Origin of the sequence: Mesorhizobium sp. M0189 (assembly GCF_040322135.1) — a bacterium.
In the GTDB taxonomy this organism is placed as follows: Bacteria; Pseudomonadota; Alphaproteobacteria; order Rhizobiales; family Rhizobiaceae; genus Mesorhizobium.
The window spans coordinates 114,930-132,592 of record NZ_JAMYSW010000014.1; the positions used below are offsets into that span (position 1 = coordinate 114,930).

At 60.9% G+C, this 17,663-nt stretch carries 25 protein-coding genes and 3 tRNA genes; 20 read left to right on the top strand and 8 right to left on the bottom strand.

All coding sequences use genetic code 11. The features are described 5' to 3' along the window. Nucleotides 1-11: 11 nt before the first annotated feature. Genes NKJ09_RS23485 through NKJ09_RS23560 form a run of 16 tightly spaced genes read left to right on the top strand, consistent with a single transcriptional unit; the run spans nt 12 to nt 9,062 of the window. Complete coding sequence (locus tag NKJ09_RS23485; protein ID WP_352763901.1) at nt 12-446, top strand: Ros/MucR family transcriptional regulator; 435 nt, start codon at nt 12-14, stop codon at nt 444-446. A gap of 28 nt (nt 447-474) precedes the next feature. Further along, nucleotides 475-2,073 (top strand): hypothetical protein, encoded by a 1,599-nt coding sequence (locus tag NKJ09_RS23490; RefSeq protein WP_352763903.1) that lies wholly within the window; start codon nt 475-477, stop codon nt 2,071-2,073. 14 nt (nt 2,074-2,087) lie between these two features. Further along, nucleotides 2,088-2,258 (top strand): hypothetical protein, encoded by a 171-nt coding sequence (locus NKJ09_RS23495; protein WP_352763905.1) that lies wholly within the window; start codon nt 2,088-2,090, stop codon nt 2,256-2,258. Next, nucleotides 2,248-3,096, top strand: a complete 849-nt coding sequence (locus tag NKJ09_RS23500; protein WP_352763908.1) for a DUF5131 family protein — start codon at nt 2,248-2,250, stop codon at nt 3,094-3,096. The genes NKJ09_RS23495 and NKJ09_RS23500 overlap by 11 nt, the downstream gene beginning before the upstream one ends. Further along, nucleotides 3,096-3,497: a DUF968 domain-containing protein gene (locus NKJ09_RS23505; protein WP_352763911.1), complete on the top strand. Its 402-nt coding sequence runs from the start codon at nt 3,096-3,098 to the stop codon at nt 3,495-3,497. Before NKJ09_RS23500 ends, NKJ09_RS23505 begins: the two co-directional genes overlap by 1 nt. Then, nucleotides 3,494-3,907, top strand: a complete 414-nt coding sequence (locus tag NKJ09_RS23510) for a hypothetical protein (RefSeq protein ID WP_352763914.1) — start codon at nt 3,494-3,496, stop codon at nt 3,905-3,907. The genes NKJ09_RS23505 and NKJ09_RS23510 overlap by 4 nt, the downstream gene beginning before the upstream one ends. Beyond that, complete coding sequence (locus NKJ09_RS23515; RefSeq protein WP_352763917.1) at nt 3,904-4,146, top strand: hypothetical protein; 243 nt, start codon at nt 3,904-3,906, stop codon at nt 4,144-4,146. The genes NKJ09_RS23510 and NKJ09_RS23515 overlap by 4 nt, the downstream gene beginning before the upstream one ends. After that, nucleotides 4,146-4,754 carry a riboflavin biosynthesis intermediates N-glycosidase gene (gene ybiA / locus NKJ09_RS23520; RefSeq protein ID WP_352763919.1) on the top strand — a complete coding sequence of 203 codons (609 nt, stop codon included), beginning with the start codon at nt 4,146-4,148 and terminating at the stop codon, nt 4,752-4,754. Before NKJ09_RS23515 ends, ybiA begins: the two co-directional genes overlap by 1 nt. Then, on the top strand, nt 4,754-4,996 hold the full coding sequence (locus NKJ09_RS23525) for a hypothetical protein (protein ID WP_352763922.1): 243 nt from the start codon (nt 4,754-4,756) through the stop codon (nt 4,994-4,996). Before ybiA ends, NKJ09_RS23525 begins: the two co-directional genes overlap by 1 nt. Beyond that, the gene (locus NKJ09_RS23530; RefSeq protein WP_352763925.1) at nt 4,989-5,321 is read left to right on the top strand and encodes a hypothetical protein; all 333 of its coding nucleotides are present in this window, start codon (nt 4,989-4,991) and stop codon (nt 5,319-5,321) included. Before NKJ09_RS23525 ends, NKJ09_RS23530 begins: the two co-directional genes overlap by 8 nt. Then, complete coding sequence (locus NKJ09_RS23535) at nt 5,318-6,316, top strand: hypothetical protein (RefSeq protein ID WP_352763927.1); 999 nt, start codon at nt 5,318-5,320, stop codon at nt 6,314-6,316. Before NKJ09_RS23530 ends, NKJ09_RS23535 begins: the two co-directional genes overlap by 4 nt. Further along, nucleotides 6,316-6,780: a hypothetical protein gene (locus NKJ09_RS23540; protein ID WP_352763929.1), complete on the top strand. Its 465-nt coding sequence runs from the start codon at nt 6,316-6,318 to the stop codon at nt 6,778-6,780. The genes NKJ09_RS23535 and NKJ09_RS23540 overlap by 1 nt, the downstream gene beginning before the upstream one ends. Continuing rightward, nucleotides 6,781-7,179 (top strand): hypothetical protein, encoded by a 399-nt coding sequence (locus NKJ09_RS23545; protein ID WP_352763932.1) that lies wholly within the window; start codon nt 6,781-6,783, stop codon nt 7,177-7,179. Further along, on the top strand, nt 7,176-7,523 hold the full coding sequence (locus NKJ09_RS23550) for a hypothetical protein (RefSeq protein ID WP_352763933.1): 348 nt from the start codon (nt 7,176-7,178) through the stop codon (nt 7,521-7,523). Before NKJ09_RS23545 ends, NKJ09_RS23550 begins: the two co-directional genes overlap by 4 nt. Beyond that, on the top strand, nt 7,520-7,846 hold the full coding sequence (locus tag NKJ09_RS23555) for a hypothetical protein (protein ID WP_352763935.1): 327 nt from the start codon (nt 7,520-7,522) through the stop codon (nt 7,844-7,846). Before NKJ09_RS23550 ends, NKJ09_RS23555 begins: the two co-directional genes overlap by 4 nt. After that, nucleotides 7,839-9,062: a site-specific integrase gene (locus NKJ09_RS23560; protein ID WP_352763937.1), complete on the top strand. Its 1,224-nt coding sequence runs from the start codon at nt 7,839-7,841 to the stop codon at nt 9,060-9,062. The genes NKJ09_RS23555 and NKJ09_RS23560 overlap by 8 nt, the downstream gene beginning before the upstream one ends. An 84-nt stretch (nt 9,063-9,146) precedes the next feature. Here NKJ09_RS23560 and NKJ09_RS23565 read toward each other — a convergent pair. Further along, a tRNA-Gly gene (locus NKJ09_RS23565) sits at nt 9,147-9,220 on the bottom strand. A gap of 67 nt (nt 9,221-9,287) precedes the next feature. Next, a tRNA-Tyr gene (locus NKJ09_RS23570) sits at nt 9,288-9,372 on the bottom strand. Nucleotides 9,373-9,573: 201 nt separating this feature from the next. Here NKJ09_RS23570 and NKJ09_RS23575 point away from each other — a divergent pair. Then, the gene (locus NKJ09_RS23575) at nt 9,574-10,422 is read left to right on the top strand and encodes a TrmH family RNA methyltransferase (RefSeq protein ID WP_352496176.1); all 849 of its coding nucleotides are present in this window, start codon (nt 9,574-9,576) and stop codon (nt 10,420-10,422) included. A gap of 86 nt (nt 10,423-10,508) precedes the next feature. Here the strand turns inward: NKJ09_RS23575 and NKJ09_RS23580 are convergent, their stop codons facing one another. The 3 genes from NKJ09_RS23580 to gcl form a co-directional block, all read right to left on the bottom strand. Beyond that, nucleotides 10,509-11,396, bottom strand: a complete 888-nt coding sequence (locus NKJ09_RS23580; RefSeq protein WP_352484573.1) for a 2-hydroxy-3-oxopropionate reductase — start codon at nt 11,394-11,396, stop codon at nt 10,509-10,511. Between the two features lie 226 nt (nt 11,397-11,622). Beyond that, nucleotides 11,623-12,420 (bottom strand): hydroxypyruvate isomerase, encoded by a 798-nt coding sequence (hyi, locus tag NKJ09_RS23585; protein WP_352496177.1) that lies wholly within the window; start codon nt 12,418-12,420, stop codon nt 11,623-11,625. A gap of 23 nt (nt 12,421-12,443) precedes the next feature. Beyond that, nucleotides 12,444-14,225: a glyoxylate carboligase gene (gene gcl / locus NKJ09_RS23590; RefSeq protein WP_352496178.1), complete on the bottom strand. Its 1,782-nt coding sequence runs from the start codon at nt 14,223-14,225 to the stop codon at nt 12,444-12,446. A gap of 202 nt (nt 14,226-14,427) precedes the next feature. Between gcl and bhcR the strand changes: the two genes are divergently transcribed. Then, the gene (gene bhcR, locus NKJ09_RS23595; protein WP_352496179.1) at nt 14,428-15,285 is read left to right on the top strand and encodes an HTH-type transcriptional regulator BhcR; all 858 of its coding nucleotides are present in this window, start codon (nt 14,428-14,430) and stop codon (nt 15,283-15,285) included. 40 nt (nt 15,286-15,325) lie between these two features. On the opposite strand, the gene NKJ09_RS23600 is transcribed toward bhcR, so the two are convergent. The 3 genes from NKJ09_RS23600 to NKJ09_RS23610 all read right to left on the bottom strand — a co-directional run bounded on the left by NKJ09_RS23600 (nt 15,326) and on the right by NKJ09_RS23610 (nt 16,833). Then, entirely contained in the window at nt 15,326-15,682 is a 357-nt protein-coding gene (locus tag NKJ09_RS23600; protein ID WP_352484569.1) for a hypothetical protein, read from the bottom strand. Between the two features lie 496 nt (nt 15,683-16,178). Further along, entirely contained in the window at nt 16,179-16,622 is a 444-nt protein-coding gene (locus tag NKJ09_RS23605; RefSeq protein WP_245278519.1) for a BA14K family protein, read from the bottom strand. A gap of 43 nt (nt 16,623-16,665) precedes the next feature. Then, nucleotides 16,666-16,833 carry a hypothetical protein gene (locus NKJ09_RS23610; protein ID WP_023717505.1) on the bottom strand — a complete coding sequence of 56 codons (168 nt, stop codon included), beginning with the start codon at nt 16,831-16,833 and terminating at the stop codon, nt 16,666-16,668. Between the two features lie 156 nt (nt 16,834-16,989). Between NKJ09_RS23610 and NKJ09_RS23615 the strand changes: the two genes are divergently transcribed. Both NKJ09_RS23615 and NKJ09_RS23620 read left to right on the top strand, forming a co-directional pair. Next, a tRNA-Thr gene (locus tag NKJ09_RS23615) sits at nt 16,990-17,065 on the top strand. A gap of 152 nt (nt 17,066-17,217) precedes the next feature. After that, nucleotides 17,218-17,457, top strand: coding sequence for a hypothetical protein (locus NKJ09_RS23620; RefSeq protein ID WP_031193539.1), 240 nt, complete (start codon nt 17,218-17,220; stop codon nt 17,455-17,457). The last annotated feature ends 206 nt before the right edge of the window (nt 17,458-17,663 follow it).

Genomic DNA, 17,663 nt, shown 5'->3' on the forward strand with positions numbered 1-17,663 from the left:
GGAGAATATCAATGACCGACGTACACGGCGAATTACTGGAGGCAGAAGACTCGGTGATGGCTATGGGGTTCACGGCACAGATCGTGACGGCCGCCATCGGGAGAAGCCTGCTCACGAAATCGGAAGAAGTGCCAGCTTTCATCAGGACGATCCATGCGACCTTCATGGAACTGGCCGGCTTCGACGCGGCGCCGACTGCCGAGAAGAAGGAGCCGGCAGTGGACCCGAAAAAGTCTGTCCACCCGGACTATATTGTCTGTCTTGAAGATGGTAATAAGTTCAAGTCCCTGAAGCGTCACATTTCGACGCACTATGGACTATCTCCGGATGAATATCGTGCGAAGTGGGGCCTGCCATCAAGCTATCCGATGGTGGCGCCGAACTATGCGGCGAAGAGGTCTGCGCTGGCCAAGGCGAGCGGACTGGGTTTGAAGAAGGCGGCGTAGTTAACGCCACCTGCTAGGAGACTATTGCATGAAGATTGCCGACAATGTCGATTTCAATCTCGACGTCTTCCGCGGCCAGCGCGCCATCTTTCAGGCAGCGCCTGGCGGCGGGAAGAGCACTGGCGCGCGACTCCTGCTCGAGGCGTGCTATGGCCGGTTCCAGAACATCATTCTGGACGTCGAGGATGAATTTCACACTCTCCGCAAGGAAGGGTGCGACTATGCCATCATTGGCGGAGATCACGGCGATGCTCCGCTTGGTCGGATCGATGCTGCCGGCGACCTGGCACTTACCCTTCTGAAGGTTGGCGTTCCTGCCATCCTTCAGATCAACGACCTGGATCTTTCCGAGAAGAGGCAGTTTGTCGCCAATTTCGTTCGCGGACTCATGACCGCGCCGCGGGACTTGTGGCATCCGGTAAACCTCATGCTCGATGAGAGCCACCTCTTCGTTCCGGAATCATCGGTCGAGGTCTCATCAGAACCGCTGAAGCATTACGCCACGGCCGGTCGCAAGCGCGGCTTCGGCGCAATCTTCGCCACTCAGCGGCTGAGCTTGTTCAGCAAGGACATCCTCGGCGTCTGCGCAAACAAGTTTCTCGGTCGCGTCGAGCAAAGCGCCGATCGCCGAGCTGCCGCTGACCAACTGGGGTTCACCGCCAAATCGCCTGAGGCTGTTGCCATGCAAGCCTTCCGCCCGGGCGACTTCTATTGCGTCGGACCAGCCCTTTCCCCAATGCCGGTTCTCGACCGCCTCTACAAACCGGCGACAGAAGTTCCGGCGCCGGGCAGCACGGTGCTGCCGTCGGCCACGCCGGCGGCCATCCAACGCGCCCTCGCCTCACTGGTGAAGGCTTCAAAAACTCCGCCGGCCGAAAGCGGGGCGCCGGCGCCGGCGTCTCAGGTCTCGCGTGTCGCCGACCCTGCGGAGATTGCAGCGGCTGAGAAGCGCGGCCACGCCCAAGGCTATGCGAAAGGATTCGAGGAAGGTCGCGACAACGGTTTCTCCGTCGGCGCCGACTACATCAAGACAGCGATCGAGGAATTTCTCAATCGGCCGCGGCCGCCAAAGCCAATGCATCTCGGCGTCGATCTCGCTAAAGGACCGGACCGGGTGGCAATCGCTGTGGCCACGATGGACGGTGGTGTGCCGAAGGTGACGAAGGTGACGGTAGGTGAGCCGACCATGTCGCCGAGCTCCCGCAAGGTGGTCGACGCCGTCGTGTCCGCCTATCCGATGGGAATCAGCCTGCAGACGGCGGCGAAGCGGGCGGGATTGTCAGCTCGCTCGAGCGCGTTCCGCAAATATCTGACAGAGGCGGCGGCATCGCCACGCATTCAGGACCGCGGGGATGGCCGCTACGTGGCCGTCGAGGCAGAGACCGGCCTGTCGGCGCCGGCAGGCCTGTCGGCCTTCAAGGAACGCCTGCCGCCGGCGTATGCCCGCATGCTGGACGTCATGGAGAGCGCACAGGGCGCACATCTCGACTTGGACGCCATCTCTGAACGCTCTGGCGTGTCGCGCACATCCAGCGGCCTGTCGGCGGGGCTGAAGGAACTCGTGGCGCTTGAGCTCATCGTGAAGACCCATGGTGGTGGCTACCGTCTGTCGCCGGATTTTATTTGATGTCGCCGTGGTTGATGCGGGTGATCGATGCGGCGATCGAATGGGAGCGGTCCCGAGCGGCATGCATCGAAGCATCGATCTATCCCATGGGAAACGTCGAATACCGCGCCAAGCTGATCGATCTGTCGAACGCAGAAAGCAGCTTGGCCCGCGCGGTCAGAGAAGGAAAAAACAATGGCCATTGAAACCGGCATCAAGTGGACGGACTCGACCAGCAATCCATGGTGGGGGTGTACGAAGGTTGAGGGCGCGCCGGCGTGCCTGGATTGCTACGCCGAGGATGTCGACAAGCGCGGAACCGCCAAAGACCAGCCTCTTCATTGGGGACACGGCGCGGCGCGGCGCCGAGTTTCGGAAAAAGCCCGCAACGAGCCATACCGCTGGCAAAAGAACGCTGACAAGTTCTTCGCTGAGCACGGCCGGGCCCAGCGTGTATTCACCCTCTCCATGGGTGATCTGCTTGACAACGAGGTCGACAGGCAGTGGCGCAGCGATCACATGGGAGTCATGGAAGACTGCGATCGGCTCGAATGGCAGATCTGCACCAAGCGCATCAGCAATCTCCCGAAAATGATCTGGCCGCGGTGGGAAGAGGCGTGGCCGCAGCACATCGGCGTGCTGATCACCGTCGTCACTCAGAAAGAGGCCGATCGCGACATTCCGCGACTGCTCGGCATGAAGAGGCGCTTCGGAATCCCATGGGTCGGCGTCAGTTACGAGCCGGCGCAGGAATACGTCAATTTCGAAGACTACCTTTCGGGCAGCCGAAATTTTAACAGCCACGGCGAGGACATCACTCCTTCGATTGCCAGGCTTGCGAAGCTCGACTGGATCATTTTCGGCGGGAAAAGCGGCTCCAGATGGAACGACGGACCCTTCGATATCCAATGGGCGGTTGATGTTAACAATCTCTGCTCGGCCTACGGCGTGCCGTTCTTCATGAAGCAAGTCGCCGCCTTCCGGCCGACGGATGCCATGATCCCCGCCGACCTCATGGTCCGCCAATGGCCGAAGGGCCACTGATGGCCGGTCGTGTCCCCTACCACCGCGAAGCCTTCAGCAACTCTCCGGTAAAAGGCCAGAAGCGGCCGCGCAAGGAAGACGGCGCGCACTTGAGATGGATCCGCACCCTGCCCTGCGTGATCAGCGGAAAACGGCCGGTCGACGCAGCACACGTCCGCTATGCCGATCAAGCCTATGGGAAGAGGGAGACCGGCGGCGCAGAGAAGGCGGACGACCGCTGGACAGTCCCCCTGCATCGTTCGCTACACACGGAAGGCCCTGGCGCCCAGCACGCGGGCTCCGAGGTCGCCTTCTGGGAGAAGCACCGCATCGACCCGCTCCGTGTCGCCCTCGCGCTCTACAACGTCACCGGGGACGACGAGCAGGGGGAACTGATCATTCGAAATGCGAGGAAGCCATGAGCAGGTTGGAAAGACTGAAGGACGCCATAGAAGGCGAATGTGATGGGCTCGGCATCACCGATGAGCAGGCCAAGGCGATTCTGGAATATGTAGATGAAGGGACGGTGCTTGCCGTCGTCGCCACCGCCAATCTAACCATGCTCGGTGCTTTGAAAGAATGCATCGAGACGCTGGCGTTGGTCGAGTACCCATCGCACACCGATCCGGTGCATGGCGAGGTGGTTCGCGATCTCGGGAGCCGCATCGGATATGGCGCCCTGATGTCGTCAGCGTCCGCTTCGTGGCGAGCCGCACTGGAGAATAGAGGTGGCCCCGTCGGGGGAGAGTTTGTCGCCGGGCCATGTCAAGCGATGGTTGATAGGGCGCTCAAGCAGGCACGAGAAGCAGTTGGCACAGCGGGGTCATTATGAGCATCCCAGGCTACGACGTATGGAAGACGATGACGCCCGACGAGGACCACGAGTCTCGAGGCGGCACGCTCTGCCCTTTCTGCGGCGCCTATTCGCCCAAACAATGCGACCTCATGGAAGAGAGCGGGGGCATCTGCCCTTGGGAAGAGAGCGAGCCAGATCCGGATGAACTGATGGAACAGCGTCGGGAAGACCGCGAATTTGAAGCCAGCAATCCCCGCAACGGAGACGATTTCTAATGACGAATGAACCAGCCACATGCGAAATCTGCGGCGAGCCGATGCCGGCCAGCGAGGAGATGTTCAAGTTCCACGGCTACAGCGGGCCTTGCCCGAAGCCGCCTCTCCCGAGCATCGAATGTCACGGCCTCGACACAAAAGAGCGCGTTTGCTTTTACGAGCAGGATTTCTATGTCCTGTCGAATTTCTCGGCATTCACCTTGCAGTGGAAGGGGCTTCGATTCGACACATCTGAGGCCGCCTACCATTGGGAGAAGTTCCAAGGCCCAATCGCCGACGGCCTAGAATGCCAGATCATTTCCGAACGCCTCCGCACCGCACCATCTGCCCATCTTGCGTTCAAGTGGGCCAACGACAACAAGCTTTTCAGACGCAACGACTGGGATGACGTCAAGGTCGGCATCATGCGCGACATCTTGCGCGCCAAAGCCGCTCAGCACGAATACGTGCATCGCAAGCTGCTGGCGACCGGCGACCGTGAACTTGTCGAGAATTCCTGGCGCGATGCTTGGTGGGGCATCGGCCCGAATGGAGACGGCAAAAACATGCTCGGCAAACTGTGGATGGAAGTCCGCGCTGAGCTTCGTGCAGCCGCAGGAGCGGCGTGATGGCTACCGTATTCCTCGACGGCCCGAATAACAGCACCCTATTCACGACATGCTGCGAAACCGCAATCACAGACGAAGAGAACGTCTGCCCGCGCTGTCGGCAGGACGTAGAGCCGACGGGCAGAACCGCTCGTTGGGAGACCGCCTATGGCCATATCCGGCGCGGCGGCTGGTACGGCAACTGGTATCCGAACCACGGCAAAGGGCGCGGCTACAACAAAGGAGAAACAACCCATGTTTGACATACTGGACCCATTTAACGGACCGGTCATTCCAGGTCTTGAGAAGTTCGAAACCGTTTATGCCAAGGATCAGCCACAGTATCGGCCGCTGCGCACCCTGCCGGGTCGCAAGGGGGTGAGCGCCATCGCCAGATTTGGCCTGACGGACAGTCAGCGCCAGGCTATCGCCGACGGCGCAGACATCTATCTAGAACTGCTCCACTTCGGCGGGCCTCTAGCCCCAAGTCTGTTGATGGTCATGAGCGAACCAGCCGACACTGACAATTTTCGCGGCTGGTGGCGGGCACAGACTGATGCTCCTTACTCCGTGCGGAGCGCGTCATGACTGAAGACCAAATCAAGCACATGGTGGGTCGCTTCCTCATGTGGCGGCTACCAGAAAACTTCAGCCCTGACGGCGGCATCAGCTTCAAGGCGGCCTACAACGAGCATTCCTCTCATCCGATGAAGCATGAGCCGGTCGGGACCAACCTGTTCGATGCAGTGCAGGCCGAGGCGATGGTCCGCCACATGACTGATGGGATGCCGCCGGCCGCCAGCGGCAAGGCATTGACGGCCGAAATGTTGGCTGACGCTCTGGGCTGTTTCTGGAATGCAGCCATAGGCGATGCTCAACATAAGCAGGATAGCACGGCCTTGGCAGTTGCCAGTTCTATGGCAGAAGGGTTCGCAGCTATAGAAAGTCGCCTTCGCGAGCACGCTCAGCCCGCCCCAACATCGGCGGTGGATGGGGAAGAAGCAGAACGGATTGCCAACCTCGAAGCATTCCATAAGGAGGTTTGGGATTGGCTTGTGTATCGCGGTCTTGCCGATCCTCGCGATGATGAATGGGACGGTTTTACCCAAATTATCGAGGAGCATGAGGAGAAAATAGAAGACGCCGCCACGCGCGCCGCCCTCTCCAAGGCCCAAGCCGCCCCTCTCCCCAAGGCTCCGATAGACGCGGGGGTGGAGCCGTTCCCGCAGCCAGACCGCAACCGAAAAGGCAAGGAGCCTTGCGGTGAATGTCGCATCCGGACTGGCGAGACGTGCGATATCTGTGGGGCCAGACTGACCGAAAAACATATACAATCTTTGGACACCCGGTCGATCCCTGCGCGCGCCGCCATCGAGGCGCAGTATGGGCTGAACGATGTCTTCCCGGGCGATCCATATCCTGCGCCATTCGCGGATGAGATCGTCGGCATGGTCCAAGTGCCGCCTGATGCGTTCATCACGGCCACGTCCGGCGATGGAAAACCATACGTCAAGTTCGTGTTTCAGAGTCTCAAGGAGATGCAGGACTTTCACAACGCCATAATGTGGGCGGGGAAACAATAGTGGCCATCCGGATCCGAACAGTCGACAGCGTGCGCGTGGCGCTATGCGCCGCTGAAACCGACGCTATGGCTGGCGACGTCTACCTCGACGACAACGATCACTACGCGCTCGCCGCCAAGTTCCGTCTCGACTGGAAGCCTGACACCTGGCCGGACTATCCCGTCGAATGGGCGGCCATGGCGACGCAGAAACTGCGCGATGCTGAAACCGAGATCGCTGAGTGGTCGGACGCCATTTCCAACCCTCCGGCAAAACCATCCGGCAAGGAGATGCAGGCCGCCTGCGACCGTTTTAACGAGCGGCACGCCGTCGGCGACATCATTCATTGTTGGACCGGCCCCCGCGAAGGCAAGCCAGCCGCTTACAGGATCAGATACCCGGCCTGCGTCATGAGCGGCCACACCGCGGTGATCTACGTCTATGGCGTCGGGTCTATCGCACTCACGCATGTGAAGGAGGATTGATTGACCGACCTGACCTTGAACGAGAAGACAAAGTATGCCACCCGGCGCGCGGCTGAAATTGAGGCTGAGAAGCATTTCTTCGACGCCGCTCAGCCATTTTACCCGCTCGGATTCTCCGTCGGTTACCGCAACCCGGGCCACTGGGACATCTATGCTCGGCAGGTGCCTGGCAAGGTCTCCGCATGGCTGCACGCAAACCCGGGCTCGAGCACGAGCGGGAAGGACGGCGAAAGGGAGCGAGCCTTCCGCATCCGAGGCGAGCCTGGGAACGTCGTTGTCATGGATGAGCGCTGGAATCCGCACAAGCCGCACCCGCGCGAGAGCCCTCTGCCATTTCGCAGTGTCATGGCGGCCATGCTCTGGATCGCCGAAGAACTGATGCAAGAGCCGACGGCATGATCGCCTGGCTCGACCACCGCCTTTTCGGAAACGGCCATGGGCTGAAGTCGCCCTACTTCGACGATGTCTTTTATTGGCTGTCCGACACCAAGAACGGCCGCCGCGAAAACGGCCAGCTATACACTTTCAGCGGATGGTTCGGCGCACAGTTGCAGAGCTTCCAATGGAAGCATCCATTGGCGAGCGAGCGCCGACGGCTCTGCAATCGAGAATTTACGCCTCTCAACAGCGAACGCCGGTGGTTCCGAGTGCGCGTCTCCTGGTCATGGATCGATCTGCCGAAAGGCATTGATGAAACAAACGCCGCTCTGCGGCAATTGCAAAAGGAGCTCAGCAGACCATGATCTCTCGCGGCGCCGTGCCCGCCGGCGAAGGGTCGCCAGACTTTCAAGGCGAGGTGATGTCGCTTGTAAACGCGATTGAGGCCGGGCTGCGACCGGCGCGCTTCATGACAGAAAGCGAGTTGCGGAGGCACTTCGGACTATCCGAGCGCGCCTTGACACGCCTGCGATTGACAAAAGGTTTCCCCAGAAAAGACGCGCTTGTCGACAAGACTGACAGGAAGGCAGTCGAGAAATTCTTTGACGCGCGGGCCGGGTTGACGTCAGGTTCTCCGGTTGACGGCAACCAAGTCGTCGAAGATGGAGAAGAGAACTTCAATGGCTAAGTTACGAAGAGACCGGCCGGGGTATCACTACCGACCCCGGGCCGATGGGACAAGGGCTCACTATTGGTATCCCCAGCGGGCCAACAAGGACGCGCCAAAATCGCTTGAGGTGCGGCCGATCACCGAACCGATGATCGCGACAGCCCTTCTCGAGTTCCCTGACGCCAGCAATGCTGACCAGGCGATTGCCAGGATCTGCCGGAATTGGACGGATGAACTGGCTGCCGACATGACCGATATCGGCAAGAAGGCAAAATATGACGGCACGATCGCCTCGCTGATCGATGTCTATCGGACCGACGATGAATCTCCATACAAAGCGCTGAAGCACTCGACACGCATCCGAGATTATGATCCGACCCTGAAGGTGATCAAAGACACGGTCGGCGCGCGGCTAGTCCGCAAGCTGGTCGGTAAGGATTTCCGCCGCTGGTTTAACGAGTGGGGGTCTGGTGGGCGCAGCCGACGGGCTCACGGCGCGATCCGGAAGTTGAGGGCAATCCTGTCTTTTGGTGCGACGGAACGCTTTGACGGATGCCGCGATGCTCGCGAGATCTTGTCTCTCATGGAGTTCGAAACGCCGGACGCTCGCCGCGTCAAGATGGAATACCTTCACGCGCTCCGGATCTGCGCAAGGGCAATCCGAGATGGACGGCCTTCCATTGCCATCACCCAGGCGCTGCAGTGGGATACGGCGCTGCGTCGCATCCACATCATCGGCGAGTGGCTTCCTCTTCAGGAAGGCGACGGCGGCGGCATCATCCGCGGCAACACCAAATGGCGAGGTCTGACGGTCGCCGACATCTCCGCCAAGATGGTGCTCAACGTGCAACTCACCAGCAAAGGCAAGGCCGCGACCGACCACGATCTTGCCAAATGTCCGTTGGTGCAGATGGTGCTGAAGCGCGTCCGGCTGCCGGCACTTGGTCCTCTGATCGTCTCGGAATCGACTGGCCTACCCTATCGGGAGAACTACTACGCCACCGATTGGCGCGAAATCGCCACCAAGGCTGGCGTCCCGAAAGAGGTCTGGTCGATGGATGCTCGGGCCGGTGCGATCTCCGAGGCCGAGGAAGCAACCGATCTCGAGTCGGCTCGCAAAATGGCCGGACACACGACCGTTAAGACCACGCAGGGCTATGTCCGGAACGGCGATCTCGACAACAATCGCAAGGTTGCCGACGCGCGAACGAAACTGCGACAGAACAGGTCGTAAACAACTGAGTGGCACGGCAGTGGCACGCAGTGGCACGGCTCTTTTAGAATAGGACGGTTTTTCTAATGATTTCAAAGGGTTTCTTGGAGCGGGTAGCGGGAATCGAACCCGCATATTCAGCTTGGAAGGCTGCTGCTCTACCACTGAGCTATACCCGCGCCTTTCAGTCAAGCATCGGATACGCTCCGACGCTCGCTCTGCGTTTCAGGGCTTCCGGGCCGGCAGTGGTGGAGAGGGTTGGATTTGAACCAACGTAGGCATAGCCAACGGATTTACAGTCCGTCCCCTTTAACCACTCGGGCACCTCTCCAGTCTGCCGCCGGAGCCATGCAACGAGGCATCGACGCGTCGCGGCCGCCAAAGCAGCCCTTCCGCGAAGCGCCTTATGGCGGCAGCGCCCAAAACTGTCAACCACAACAGCCCGGCAAAAAGCGCTGAATTTCGCACCTCGCCTGACAAGCACCTTGTGCAGCTGTATCCATCGCCGGACGACACGGCTATAGAGGCCGCCATGAGCAACGATAACAAATCGAAGACCCCGAAAGATACCCACTACGCCAAGCTGCGCCGCGCGCATCGCGACGAGAAGAGCGGCGGCGCGCCGGCGTTCAGGCCACGCCAGCCGGTGCCGCCCGGGGAGAACGCGGCGGACGGGCTGGTGCGGCTTTACGGGCTGCACACGGTGCGGGCCGCACTCGACAATCCGCGCCGCAAGATCAAGAAAATGCTGGTGACGCGCAACGCTGCCGAGCGGCTGGCAATCGCCGATCTCGGCGCTTTGCCCTTCAAGGCGGAGTTGGTCGAACCCAGGGACATCGACAAGGTCACCGGCTCGGATGCCGTGCACCAGGGCGTGCTGATCGAGGCCGAGCCGCTGAAACCGAAACGCCTCGATGCGCTCGGCGACACCAGGTTGGTGCTGGTGCTCGACCAGATCACCGATCCGCACAATGTCGGCGCGATCCTGCGCTCGGCGGTGGCCTTCGGTGCCGGCGCACTGATCACCACGGCGCGCCACAGCCCGCAGGAATCCGGCGTGCTGGCGAAGTCGGGCTCCGGCGCGCTCGAGCATATCGACCAAATCGAGGTAAAGAACCTCGCCGATGCGCTCGGCCAGCTGCACGATGCCGGATTCCAGACCATCGGTCTCGATTCGGATGGACCGGCGGAGCTTGAAAAGAGTTTTTCCGGCGACAGAATAGCGCTGGTGCTCGGCGCCGAAGGCAAGGGCCTGCGCCAGAAGACGCGCGAGACGGTGACGACGCTGGCCCGGCTCGACATGCCCGGCGCCATCCGCTCGCTCAACGTGTCGAATGCGGCGGCGGTGGCGCTTTATGCGGCGAGGAAGTTTCTAGGTTAGGGAATAGGGGAATAAGGGAGTAGGGGAAAGCATATTCACGGTATTCGCTAACTGCACGTCTCTACTCCCTTATTCTCTCCTATTCCCTACTTCCCTACTTCACATCCCGCCATCCGCTCCAGCGCTCGAACAAGCGCCGAGTGATCCTCCTTGGCCCCGCCATTAGCGGCGCAGGAATTGAACAATTGCTGCGTCGTTGAGGTGTTGGGCAGCGCCACGCCGAGGGCTTTCGCGCCTTCCAGCGCGAGATTGAGATCCTTCTGGTGGAGTTCGATGCGGAAGCCGGGTGCGAAGGTGCGCTTGATCATGCGCTCGCCGTGCACTTCCAGGATGCGCGAGGCGGCCAGCCCGCCCATCAGCGCTTGCCTGACCTTGGCCGGGTCGGCGCCGGCTTTTGAAGCAAAGACAAGCGCTTCGGCGACGGCCTCGATGGTCAGCGCGACGACGATCTGATTGGCGACCTTGGTGGTCTGGCCGACGCCGTTGGGCCCGACCAAAGTGATGTTCTTGCCCATCCTCTCGAAGATGGGCCTGGCGCGTTCGAAGGCTGTTTCCTCGCCGCCGACCATGATGGTCAGCGATGCCGCTTTGGCGCCGACCTCGCCGCCCGACACCGGCGCATCGAGATAGTCGCAGCCGAGATCGTTGACCTTTCTTGCAAAGGCCTTGGTCTCGATCGGCGAGATCGAGCTCATGTCGATGACCAGCTTGCCTCTTTTCAGGCCGGATGCGACGCCGTTTTGGCCGAACAGCACGTCGGCGACCTGCGGTGTGTCGGGAACCATGGTGATGACAATGTCGGCGGCACGGGCGACAGCGTCATGGCCGGTGATGGTCTTTAATCCCCTGGTGACCAGATCCGCCGGCGGTTTCGAGCGGTGGTCGCTGGCGACGAGGTGATAGCCAGCATTGAGCAGATGCCCCGCCATCGGCGCGCCCATAATGCCGAGTCCGATGAAGCCGATGGTTTCCATGTCTTTCTCCGTTTCTTGTTAAGGCGGCGTTCCTGCGCGCCCCCCTCTGGCCTGCCGGCCATCTCCCCACGAGTGGGGAGATCGGCAGTTCGCGCTCCGGCCGTTAAACTTTCCCGACCTCGAAAATTGGCGAAAGCGGCGGTGACATCCAATCTCCCTCCTTGTGGGGGAGATGGCCGGCAGGCCAGAGGGGGCGCGCAGGAACGCGACGTGCGATACGTAGCGTCTATGCCGCCGCACTCCCCTGCCCGGCCCCGTCCCGAAACCACCCGAGCCCGGCTTCCGTTCCGCCCTTCGGCTTGTACTCCGCCCCGACCCAGCCGGGGTACCCGATCCTGTCGATGTGCTTGTATAAAAAAGGAAAATTGATCTCGCCCGTCCCCGGCTCATGACGGCCAGGATTGTCCGCAAGCTGGATATGCGCGATGCGGTTGAGGTTTGCCTCGATGGTACGGGCGAGATCCCCCTCCATCATCTGCATGTGATAGATGTCGTATTGCAGGAACAGGTTCTTCGAGCCGACGCGGTCGATCAGCGCCAGCGCCTGGTCCGAGTAATTCAGGAAGAAGCCCGGGATATCGCGGGTGTTGATCGGCTCGATCAGCAGCCGGATGCCGGCCTGCTCCAGCTTTTCCGCCGCGAAAGCCAGATTTTCGGCGAAGACGTCTTCCAGCACGGAGCGATCGACGCCCTGCGGCGCGATGCCGGCGAGGCAATTGACCTGCTCGCAACCCAGCGCGTGCGCGTAGGTGACGACCTTGGCAATGCCTTGCCGGAACTCCGGGATGCGGTCCGGCAGGATCGCGATGCCGCGCTCGCCCTTGGCCCAGTCACCGGCAGGCAGGTTGAACAGGACCTGCGTCAACCCGTTCTGCTTCAACCTTGCCACAACGACATCCGGCGCATGGTCATAGGGGCCGATATACTCGACACCCCTAAAGCCCGCTCGGGCGGCGGCATCGAAGCGGTCGAGGAAGTCGTGCTCGCCAAAGAGCATCGAAAGATTGGCTGAAAACCGTGGCATGGCAGTAATTCCTCATAAAACAGCTAGTCGAGCATGACGATCGCCGTCGGCGCGTCTTCGTGATGCTCGGCAAGCTCCTCGAACTCGGTGATCTTGTCGATTTCGGTGCCCATCGAAACGTTGGTGACGCGCTCGAGGATGAATTCGAGCACAACCGGAACCTGGTGCTCGTTCATCAGGCGCTGCGCCTCCTCGAAGGCACCGGCGAATTCCTCCGGCTTGCGCACCCTGACGGCCTTGCAGCCCATCGCCTCGGCGACAGCGACGTGGTCGACGCCGTAGCCAGCTTCGGCATCGCCCTGTCGATTGACGTTCTCGAAGGCCAGGCTGACTTCGAAATCCATCGAAAACCCGCGCTGCGCCTGGCGGATCAGGCCGAGATAGGCATTGTTCACGACGACATGGATGTAGGGCAGTCTGTGCTGCGCGCCGGCTGCCAGTTCCTCGATCATGAACTGGAAATCATAATCGCCGGAAAGTGCGACAATGGTACGGTCCGGATCGGCGGCGCGAACGCCGAGCGCCGCCGGCAATGTCCAGCCGAGCGGCCCGGCCTGGCCGCAATTGATCCAGTTGCGCGGCTTATAGACATGCAGGAACTGCGCCCCGGCGATCTGCGACAGGCCGATCGTGGTGACGTAGGTGGTGTCGCGGCCGAACGCCTTGTTCATCTCCTCGTAGATGCGCTGCGGCTTCAGCGGCACCTGGTCGAAATGCGTCTTGCGCTTCATCGTCTTCTTGCGCTGCCGGCATTCGCCGGCCCAGCCCGACCAGTCGCGCAATTTCCCGGCCGTCCTCCATTCGGTGGCGACGTCGAGCAGCATTTTAAGCGCCGCACCGGCGTCCGAGACGACGCCAAGGTCCGGCGCGAAGACGCGGCCGATCTGCGTCGGTTCGATATCGACGTGGATGAATTTCTTGCCCTTGGTGTAGACGTCGACCGAACCGGTGTGGCGGTTGGCCCAGCGGTTGCCGATGCCTAATACGAAATCGGCTTCGAGCATCGTCGCATTGCCGTAGCGGTGCGAGGTCTGCAGCCCGCACATGCCAGCCATCAGGCGGTGGTCGTCGGGGATCGCGCCCCAGCCCATCAGCGTCGGAATGACAGGCACGCCGGTGACTTCGGCGAATTCGATCAACAGGTCCGACGCATCGGCGTTGATGATGCCGCCACCGGCGACGATCAGCGGCTTGTCGGCCGCATTGAGCATTTTCAGGGCCTTCTCCGCCTGAGCGCGCGACATTGCCGGCTTGAACGGCACCAGCGGCTCATAAGCATCGATGTCGAACTCGATCTCAGCCAGTTGCACATCGACCGGCAGATCAACGAGAACCGGCCCCGGCCGCGACGAGCGCATCAGATGGAACGCCTTCTGCAACGCCATCGGCACCAGATAGGGTTCCATGACGGTAACAGCCCATTTGGCGACGGGCGCGGCGATGGCGGCGATGTCGACAGCCTGGAAATCCTCTTTGTTGAGGCGAGCCCGCGGCGCCTGCCCGGTGATGCAGAGGATCGGGATGGAATCGGCAGCGGCCGAATAGAGGCCGGTGATCATGTCGGTGCCGGCGGGACCCGAAGTGCCGATGCACAGACCGATATTGCCCGATCTGGCGCGGGTAAATCCTTCGGCCATATGCGAAGCCGCCTCGACGTGCCGCGCAAGGATGTGGCGGATACTGCCCCTCGCCTTCAGCGCCGAATAAAGCGGGTTGATCGCAGCACCCGGCACGCCGAAGGCACAGGAAATGCCTTCCTTTTCGAGGACGAGAACCGCTGCGTCGACTGCGCGCATCTTGGCCATGTCAGCCTCCACGGAATTGTTGATGGCCGATGATGCCAGTGCGCCGACTACTTTTCAATTTTTTCAGAATATTTTTTCATTTCTAGAGAGCGGCTCTTGTGAATTGAATTAATTGGCCTTTCTGTTTTCCATGAATTCGCTTCGCAAATCGATGAAAAACTTTTTCATTGCTTGCTTGGGCGAACAGGGGAAGAATGGATCCATGGAAACCACTGAAAAACGGCAGCGCGGCCGGCCACGCGCCTTCAACGGGCCGTCCGAGGCCGCCTCGGTGCAGTCGCTGGACCGGGCGTTGCGCATCCTGGCGATCGTGGCCGATGGCAGTGGCCTGTCGCTGAGCGAGATCGCCGCCAATTCCGGTCTGCCAGCATCCACCGCCTACCGCATGCTGACGACGCTGGAGAACCATGGCATGGTCGAGTTCGACGGCACCGACCAGCTGTGGTCGATCGGCGTCGAAACCTATCGCATGGGCGCGGCGTTCCTGCGCCGCCGCAAGCTGGTCGACCGCGCCCGCATCGTCATGCAGGAATTGATGGAGAAGACCGGCGAGACCGCCAATCTCGGCGTCGCCGAGGACGATTGCGTCGTCTTCGTCAGCCAGGTCGAAACACACCAGGCGATCCGCGCCTTCTTCCGGCCGGGCACGCGCAGTTCCTTCCATGCCTCGGGCATCGGTAAGGCAGTGCTGGCGCATCTCGAGCCGGAACGCGTCGCCACCATCCTGCGCCGAGCCGGCCTGGAGCGCTTCACTGAAAACACGCTGTCCGACATCTCGGCTCTCGCCCGCGACCTGGTGACGATCAAGCTGCGCGGCTGGTCGGTCGACGACGAGGAGCGGCATCCGGGCATGCGCTGCGTTGCCGCCGCCATCTTCAACGAATTCGGCGAGCCGATTGGCGGCGTTTCGGTCTCCGGGCCGACGGTGCGCGTCACGCCGGAACGGTTGGCCGAGATCGGCCCGTTGGTGCGCGATGCGGCGGCGGAGGTGACGAGGATGATCGGCGGGCTGCCGACCCCTCCCGGCCTTGGCAGCGAACCGAGCGCATGGCAGCGCTGACCAGCGCCGAATGGTGCGACATCTGCCAGGATGGCCAGAGCTAGGCCCCGGGCACCGCGCTCTTGGTCGACAGGTCGTAGAAATCAAGCAGCATCGCCAGCCCAACTCCGCAGGCGGTGAAGATGAGGCCGGCAATGAAGATACGATTGGCGCGTTCATAAACGCGCCGTTGTAGAGACGTTATATCGAGCAGCAACCGCAGCGCTCGTATCTGCAGGGCAATGCCGATCAAAATCGGCACGACGGCGGCCAGGTGATAGATTTCCCATGGTATCGGGTTGGCGGCCCAATGCGTGATGAAGCCCAGCGAGAACGCCAGCAGGATGCCGACGGTGGTGATTGTGCCGTTGCGGAAAATCGTCTCGATCGGCTCTTCGTTCGGATCGTGTTCGCCCAAGCGCCCTCTCCCTGTTTCGGCTCGGCAGTAGATTGCTGTTCGGCTTGTAGATTAGGCTGCTGGGAGACCCCTGTACATCGGCAAGAGCCGAACGGCGGGATAAGGCAGTTTTCAGTGTTGGCGATTGGCGAAAGCCGTGCGGCAATCCAATCTCCCCCCTTGCGGGGGAGATGTCCGGCAGGACAGACGGGGGTGCGAAGGATCGCCGACGTCGATGTTCAGCCACTCCAACTGGGAATTGGCGTAGGCTTGACTGTCATCTATTGACAAGTAGTGCGGGGCAGCACCCCCTCTGCCCTGCCGGGCATCTCCCCCGCAAGGGGGGAGATTGGCAGTTTCGTCGACGGCGCCCAATTCAAAAATGATGAGCTATGCCGACATTGGCAGTCGACCATTCGAATAGGAACTCAGACATACAGAAAAAGGGGCGGTGGGATGCCCCTTCTTCCGGTTGCCTGAAACGGTCACCTCCTCTCAAAACGGGCGGTAGTGGCTCTCAAAGGTGGCAGCGATGGCGATAACCGTCGTACCCGACATAGGTGTCCGAGTACGGGTCGTAGCTCTGGTAGCGATTGAGGCAGCGCCGGACATGCCAGGAGCCGCCGTCTTCCTCGATATAGACGGTGCGCGGCTGGGCGAGCGCGCTGCCGAGCAGGAAGCCGCCGACACCTGCAGCAATGCCGATGCCGAGGTGCTTGTTGTAGTGCTTGTGATGGGCGGCCGAAGGCTGAACCGTACCAACCAGCATGGCGGCGGCGACGGTGGTGGCGACGAGGCCGGAAACGATGGTGCGTTTGAACATGACGATCTCCTTGTTGTGAGAGGCGACCCACCGCCTCTTGACCGTCAGTCGTCGCAACAAGGAAAAAGGTTCGAAGATCTTTTTGGATTTTTTCTCGAAGGGAGAAATCGCCCGGCCTGATGCGTCGGCCGCGACCACGAACAGTCGCCGGTCGACAGTTCACCGGAACAATCGGCAGACCTCAGCCCATGCCGGTGATATGGCGAAGCCAGAAGGCGAGCGCGATGAAGCCGATGATGGTGGTGACGCCGGTCCAGTCGATATTGGCGCGCTTCAGATCCCTGACGAGCTTCACCAGGAGAACCCAGGCCACGACGACGAGCGGGAGAATGATGACAAACCTGATCATGCGACAGCCTCGCTGATGCGATTGCACCTTCGGTCAATATAGGAAGCGAATTGGCCGTTTTCAGGACGCCCTGGCGGCAGAACCGGCGCGGTCGCGGCAGCCGAAAACGGAGTTTTGTCTTTACTGGCGCAGCAAATATGCTAACCCGAGCGCCGTGCCCTTGTAGCTCAGCTGGTAGAGCAGCGGTTTTGTAAACCGAAGGTCGGCGGTTCGATTCCGTCCGGGGGCACCAGTGCGGGCTTCTTGAGACCTCGGGGGCGCTTGATATCTGCTCGTCCCCGATATCCACAGGCCGGGGCCGTCAGATCGGTAGCACATCAGCTTCAACGCATATATTCCCTAGCGGAAACCATAGTTCCCTAGCGGAAAACCTAGGAGTCTTCGTTGGAGCAGAAACGCACGACCGCCCCCTTCATCAACGGTATGTTTGGCGGCCTTATCGTCTTCGCCTTCGCGCTTGGTTTCCGTTTCCTGATAAGTCCCGATCCCGATCCAGCATCAAGAGCAACGACAAGCCTTTCCGTACTGGCCTTTGCGATTTGTTTCGGCGCGGCTTTCCTCCGCGAGCATCGACGCCAGATTGCCGCCGCCAGAGAATATCTAAGCCGCCCAAGATCGTACTAGGGGCGTACGTGTCGGGACCGTCCTCGTCGGGTCACCAGAAACTTCCGTGAAATTGCTGGCAAAATCTGTCGCCAGACAACGAGCTAGCATCTCATATCTGGAAACGCTGAGCCCGGGCGTGTCTTCGCCGTTGCAGAGCCGTCATTTCGGCCCGCTCTCGGGGCCTCGGCCATCTCGTACCATTCGATTAAATTGCTCCTGTGTAT

What these genes read in the sequence shown, in the direction of transcription:
- NKJ09_RS23555 (WP_352763935.1), top strand. Translation starts at nt 7,520, where the DNA reads ATGATCTCTCGCGGCGCCGTGCCCGCCGGCGAAGGGTCGCCAGACTTT.
- NKJ09_RS23510 (WP_352763914.1), top strand. Translation starts at nt 3,494, where the DNA reads ATGAGCAGGTTGGAAAGACTGAAGGACGCCATAGAAGGCGAATGTGAT.
- ybiA (WP_352763919.1), top strand. Translation starts at nt 4,146, where the DNA reads ATGACGAATGAACCAGCCACATGCGAAATCTGCGGCGAGCCGATGCCG.
- NKJ09_RS23485 (WP_352763901.1), top strand. Translation starts at nt 12, where the DNA reads ATGACCGACGTACACGGCGAATTACTGGAGGCAGAAGACTCGGTGATG.
- NKJ09_RS23550 (WP_352763933.1), top strand. Translation starts at nt 7,176, where the DNA reads ATGATCGCCTGGCTCGACCACCGCCTTTTCGGAAACGGCCATGGGCTG.
- hyi (WP_352496177.1), bottom strand. Translation starts at nt 12,420, where the DNA reads ATGCCACGGTTTTCAGCCAATCTTTCGATGCTCTTTGGCGAGCACGAC.
- NKJ09_RS23515 (WP_352763917.1), top strand. Translation starts at nt 3,904, where the DNA reads ATGAGCATCCCAGGCTACGACGTATGGAAGACGATGACGCCCGACGAG.
- bhcR (WP_352496179.1), top strand. Translation starts at nt 14,428, where the DNA reads ATGGAAACCACTGAAAAACGGCAGCGCGGCCGGCCACGCGCCTTCAAC.
- NKJ09_RS23495 (WP_352763905.1), top strand. Translation starts at nt 2,088, where the DNA reads ATGCGGGTGATCGATGCGGCGATCGAATGGGAGCGGTCCCGAGCGGCA.
- NKJ09_RS23490 (WP_352763903.1), top strand. Translation starts at nt 475, where the DNA reads ATGAAGATTGCCGACAATGTCGATTTCAATCTCGACGTCTTCCGCGGC.
- NKJ09_RS23580 (WP_352484573.1), bottom strand. Translation starts at nt 11,396, where the DNA reads ATGGAAACCATCGGCTTCATCGGACTCGGCATTATGGGCGCGCCGATG.
- NKJ09_RS23500 (WP_352763908.1), top strand. Translation starts at nt 2,248, where the DNA reads ATGGCCATTGAAACCGGCATCAAGTGGACGGACTCGACCAGCAATCCA.
- NKJ09_RS23575 (WP_352496176.1), top strand. Translation starts at nt 9,574, where the DNA reads ATGAGCAACGATAACAAATCGAAGACCCCGAAAGATACCCACTACGCC.
- NKJ09_RS23505 (WP_352763911.1), top strand. Translation starts at nt 3,096, where the DNA reads ATGGCCGGTCGTGTCCCCTACCACCGCGAAGCCTTCAGCAACTCTCCG.
- NKJ09_RS23610 (WP_023717505.1), bottom strand. Translation starts at nt 16,833, where the DNA reads ATGATCAGGTTTGTCATCATTCTCCCGCTCGTCGTCGTGGCCTGGGTT.
- NKJ09_RS23535 (WP_352763927.1), top strand. Translation starts at nt 5,318, where the DNA reads ATGACTGAAGACCAAATCAAGCACATGGTGGGTCGCTTCCTCATGTGG.
- gcl (WP_352496178.1), bottom strand. Translation starts at nt 14,225, where the DNA reads ATGGCCAAGATGCGCGCAGTCGACGCAGCGGTTCTCGTCCTCGAAAAG.
- NKJ09_RS23525 (WP_352763922.1), top strand. Translation starts at nt 4,754, where the DNA reads ATGGCTACCGTATTCCTCGACGGCCCGAATAACAGCACCCTATTCACG.
- NKJ09_RS23530 (WP_352763925.1), top strand. Translation starts at nt 4,989, where the DNA reads ATGTTTGACATACTGGACCCATTTAACGGACCGGTCATTCCAGGTCTT.
- NKJ09_RS23560 (WP_352763937.1), top strand. Translation starts at nt 7,839, where the DNA reads ATGGCTAAGTTACGAAGAGACCGGCCGGGGTATCACTACCGACCCCGG.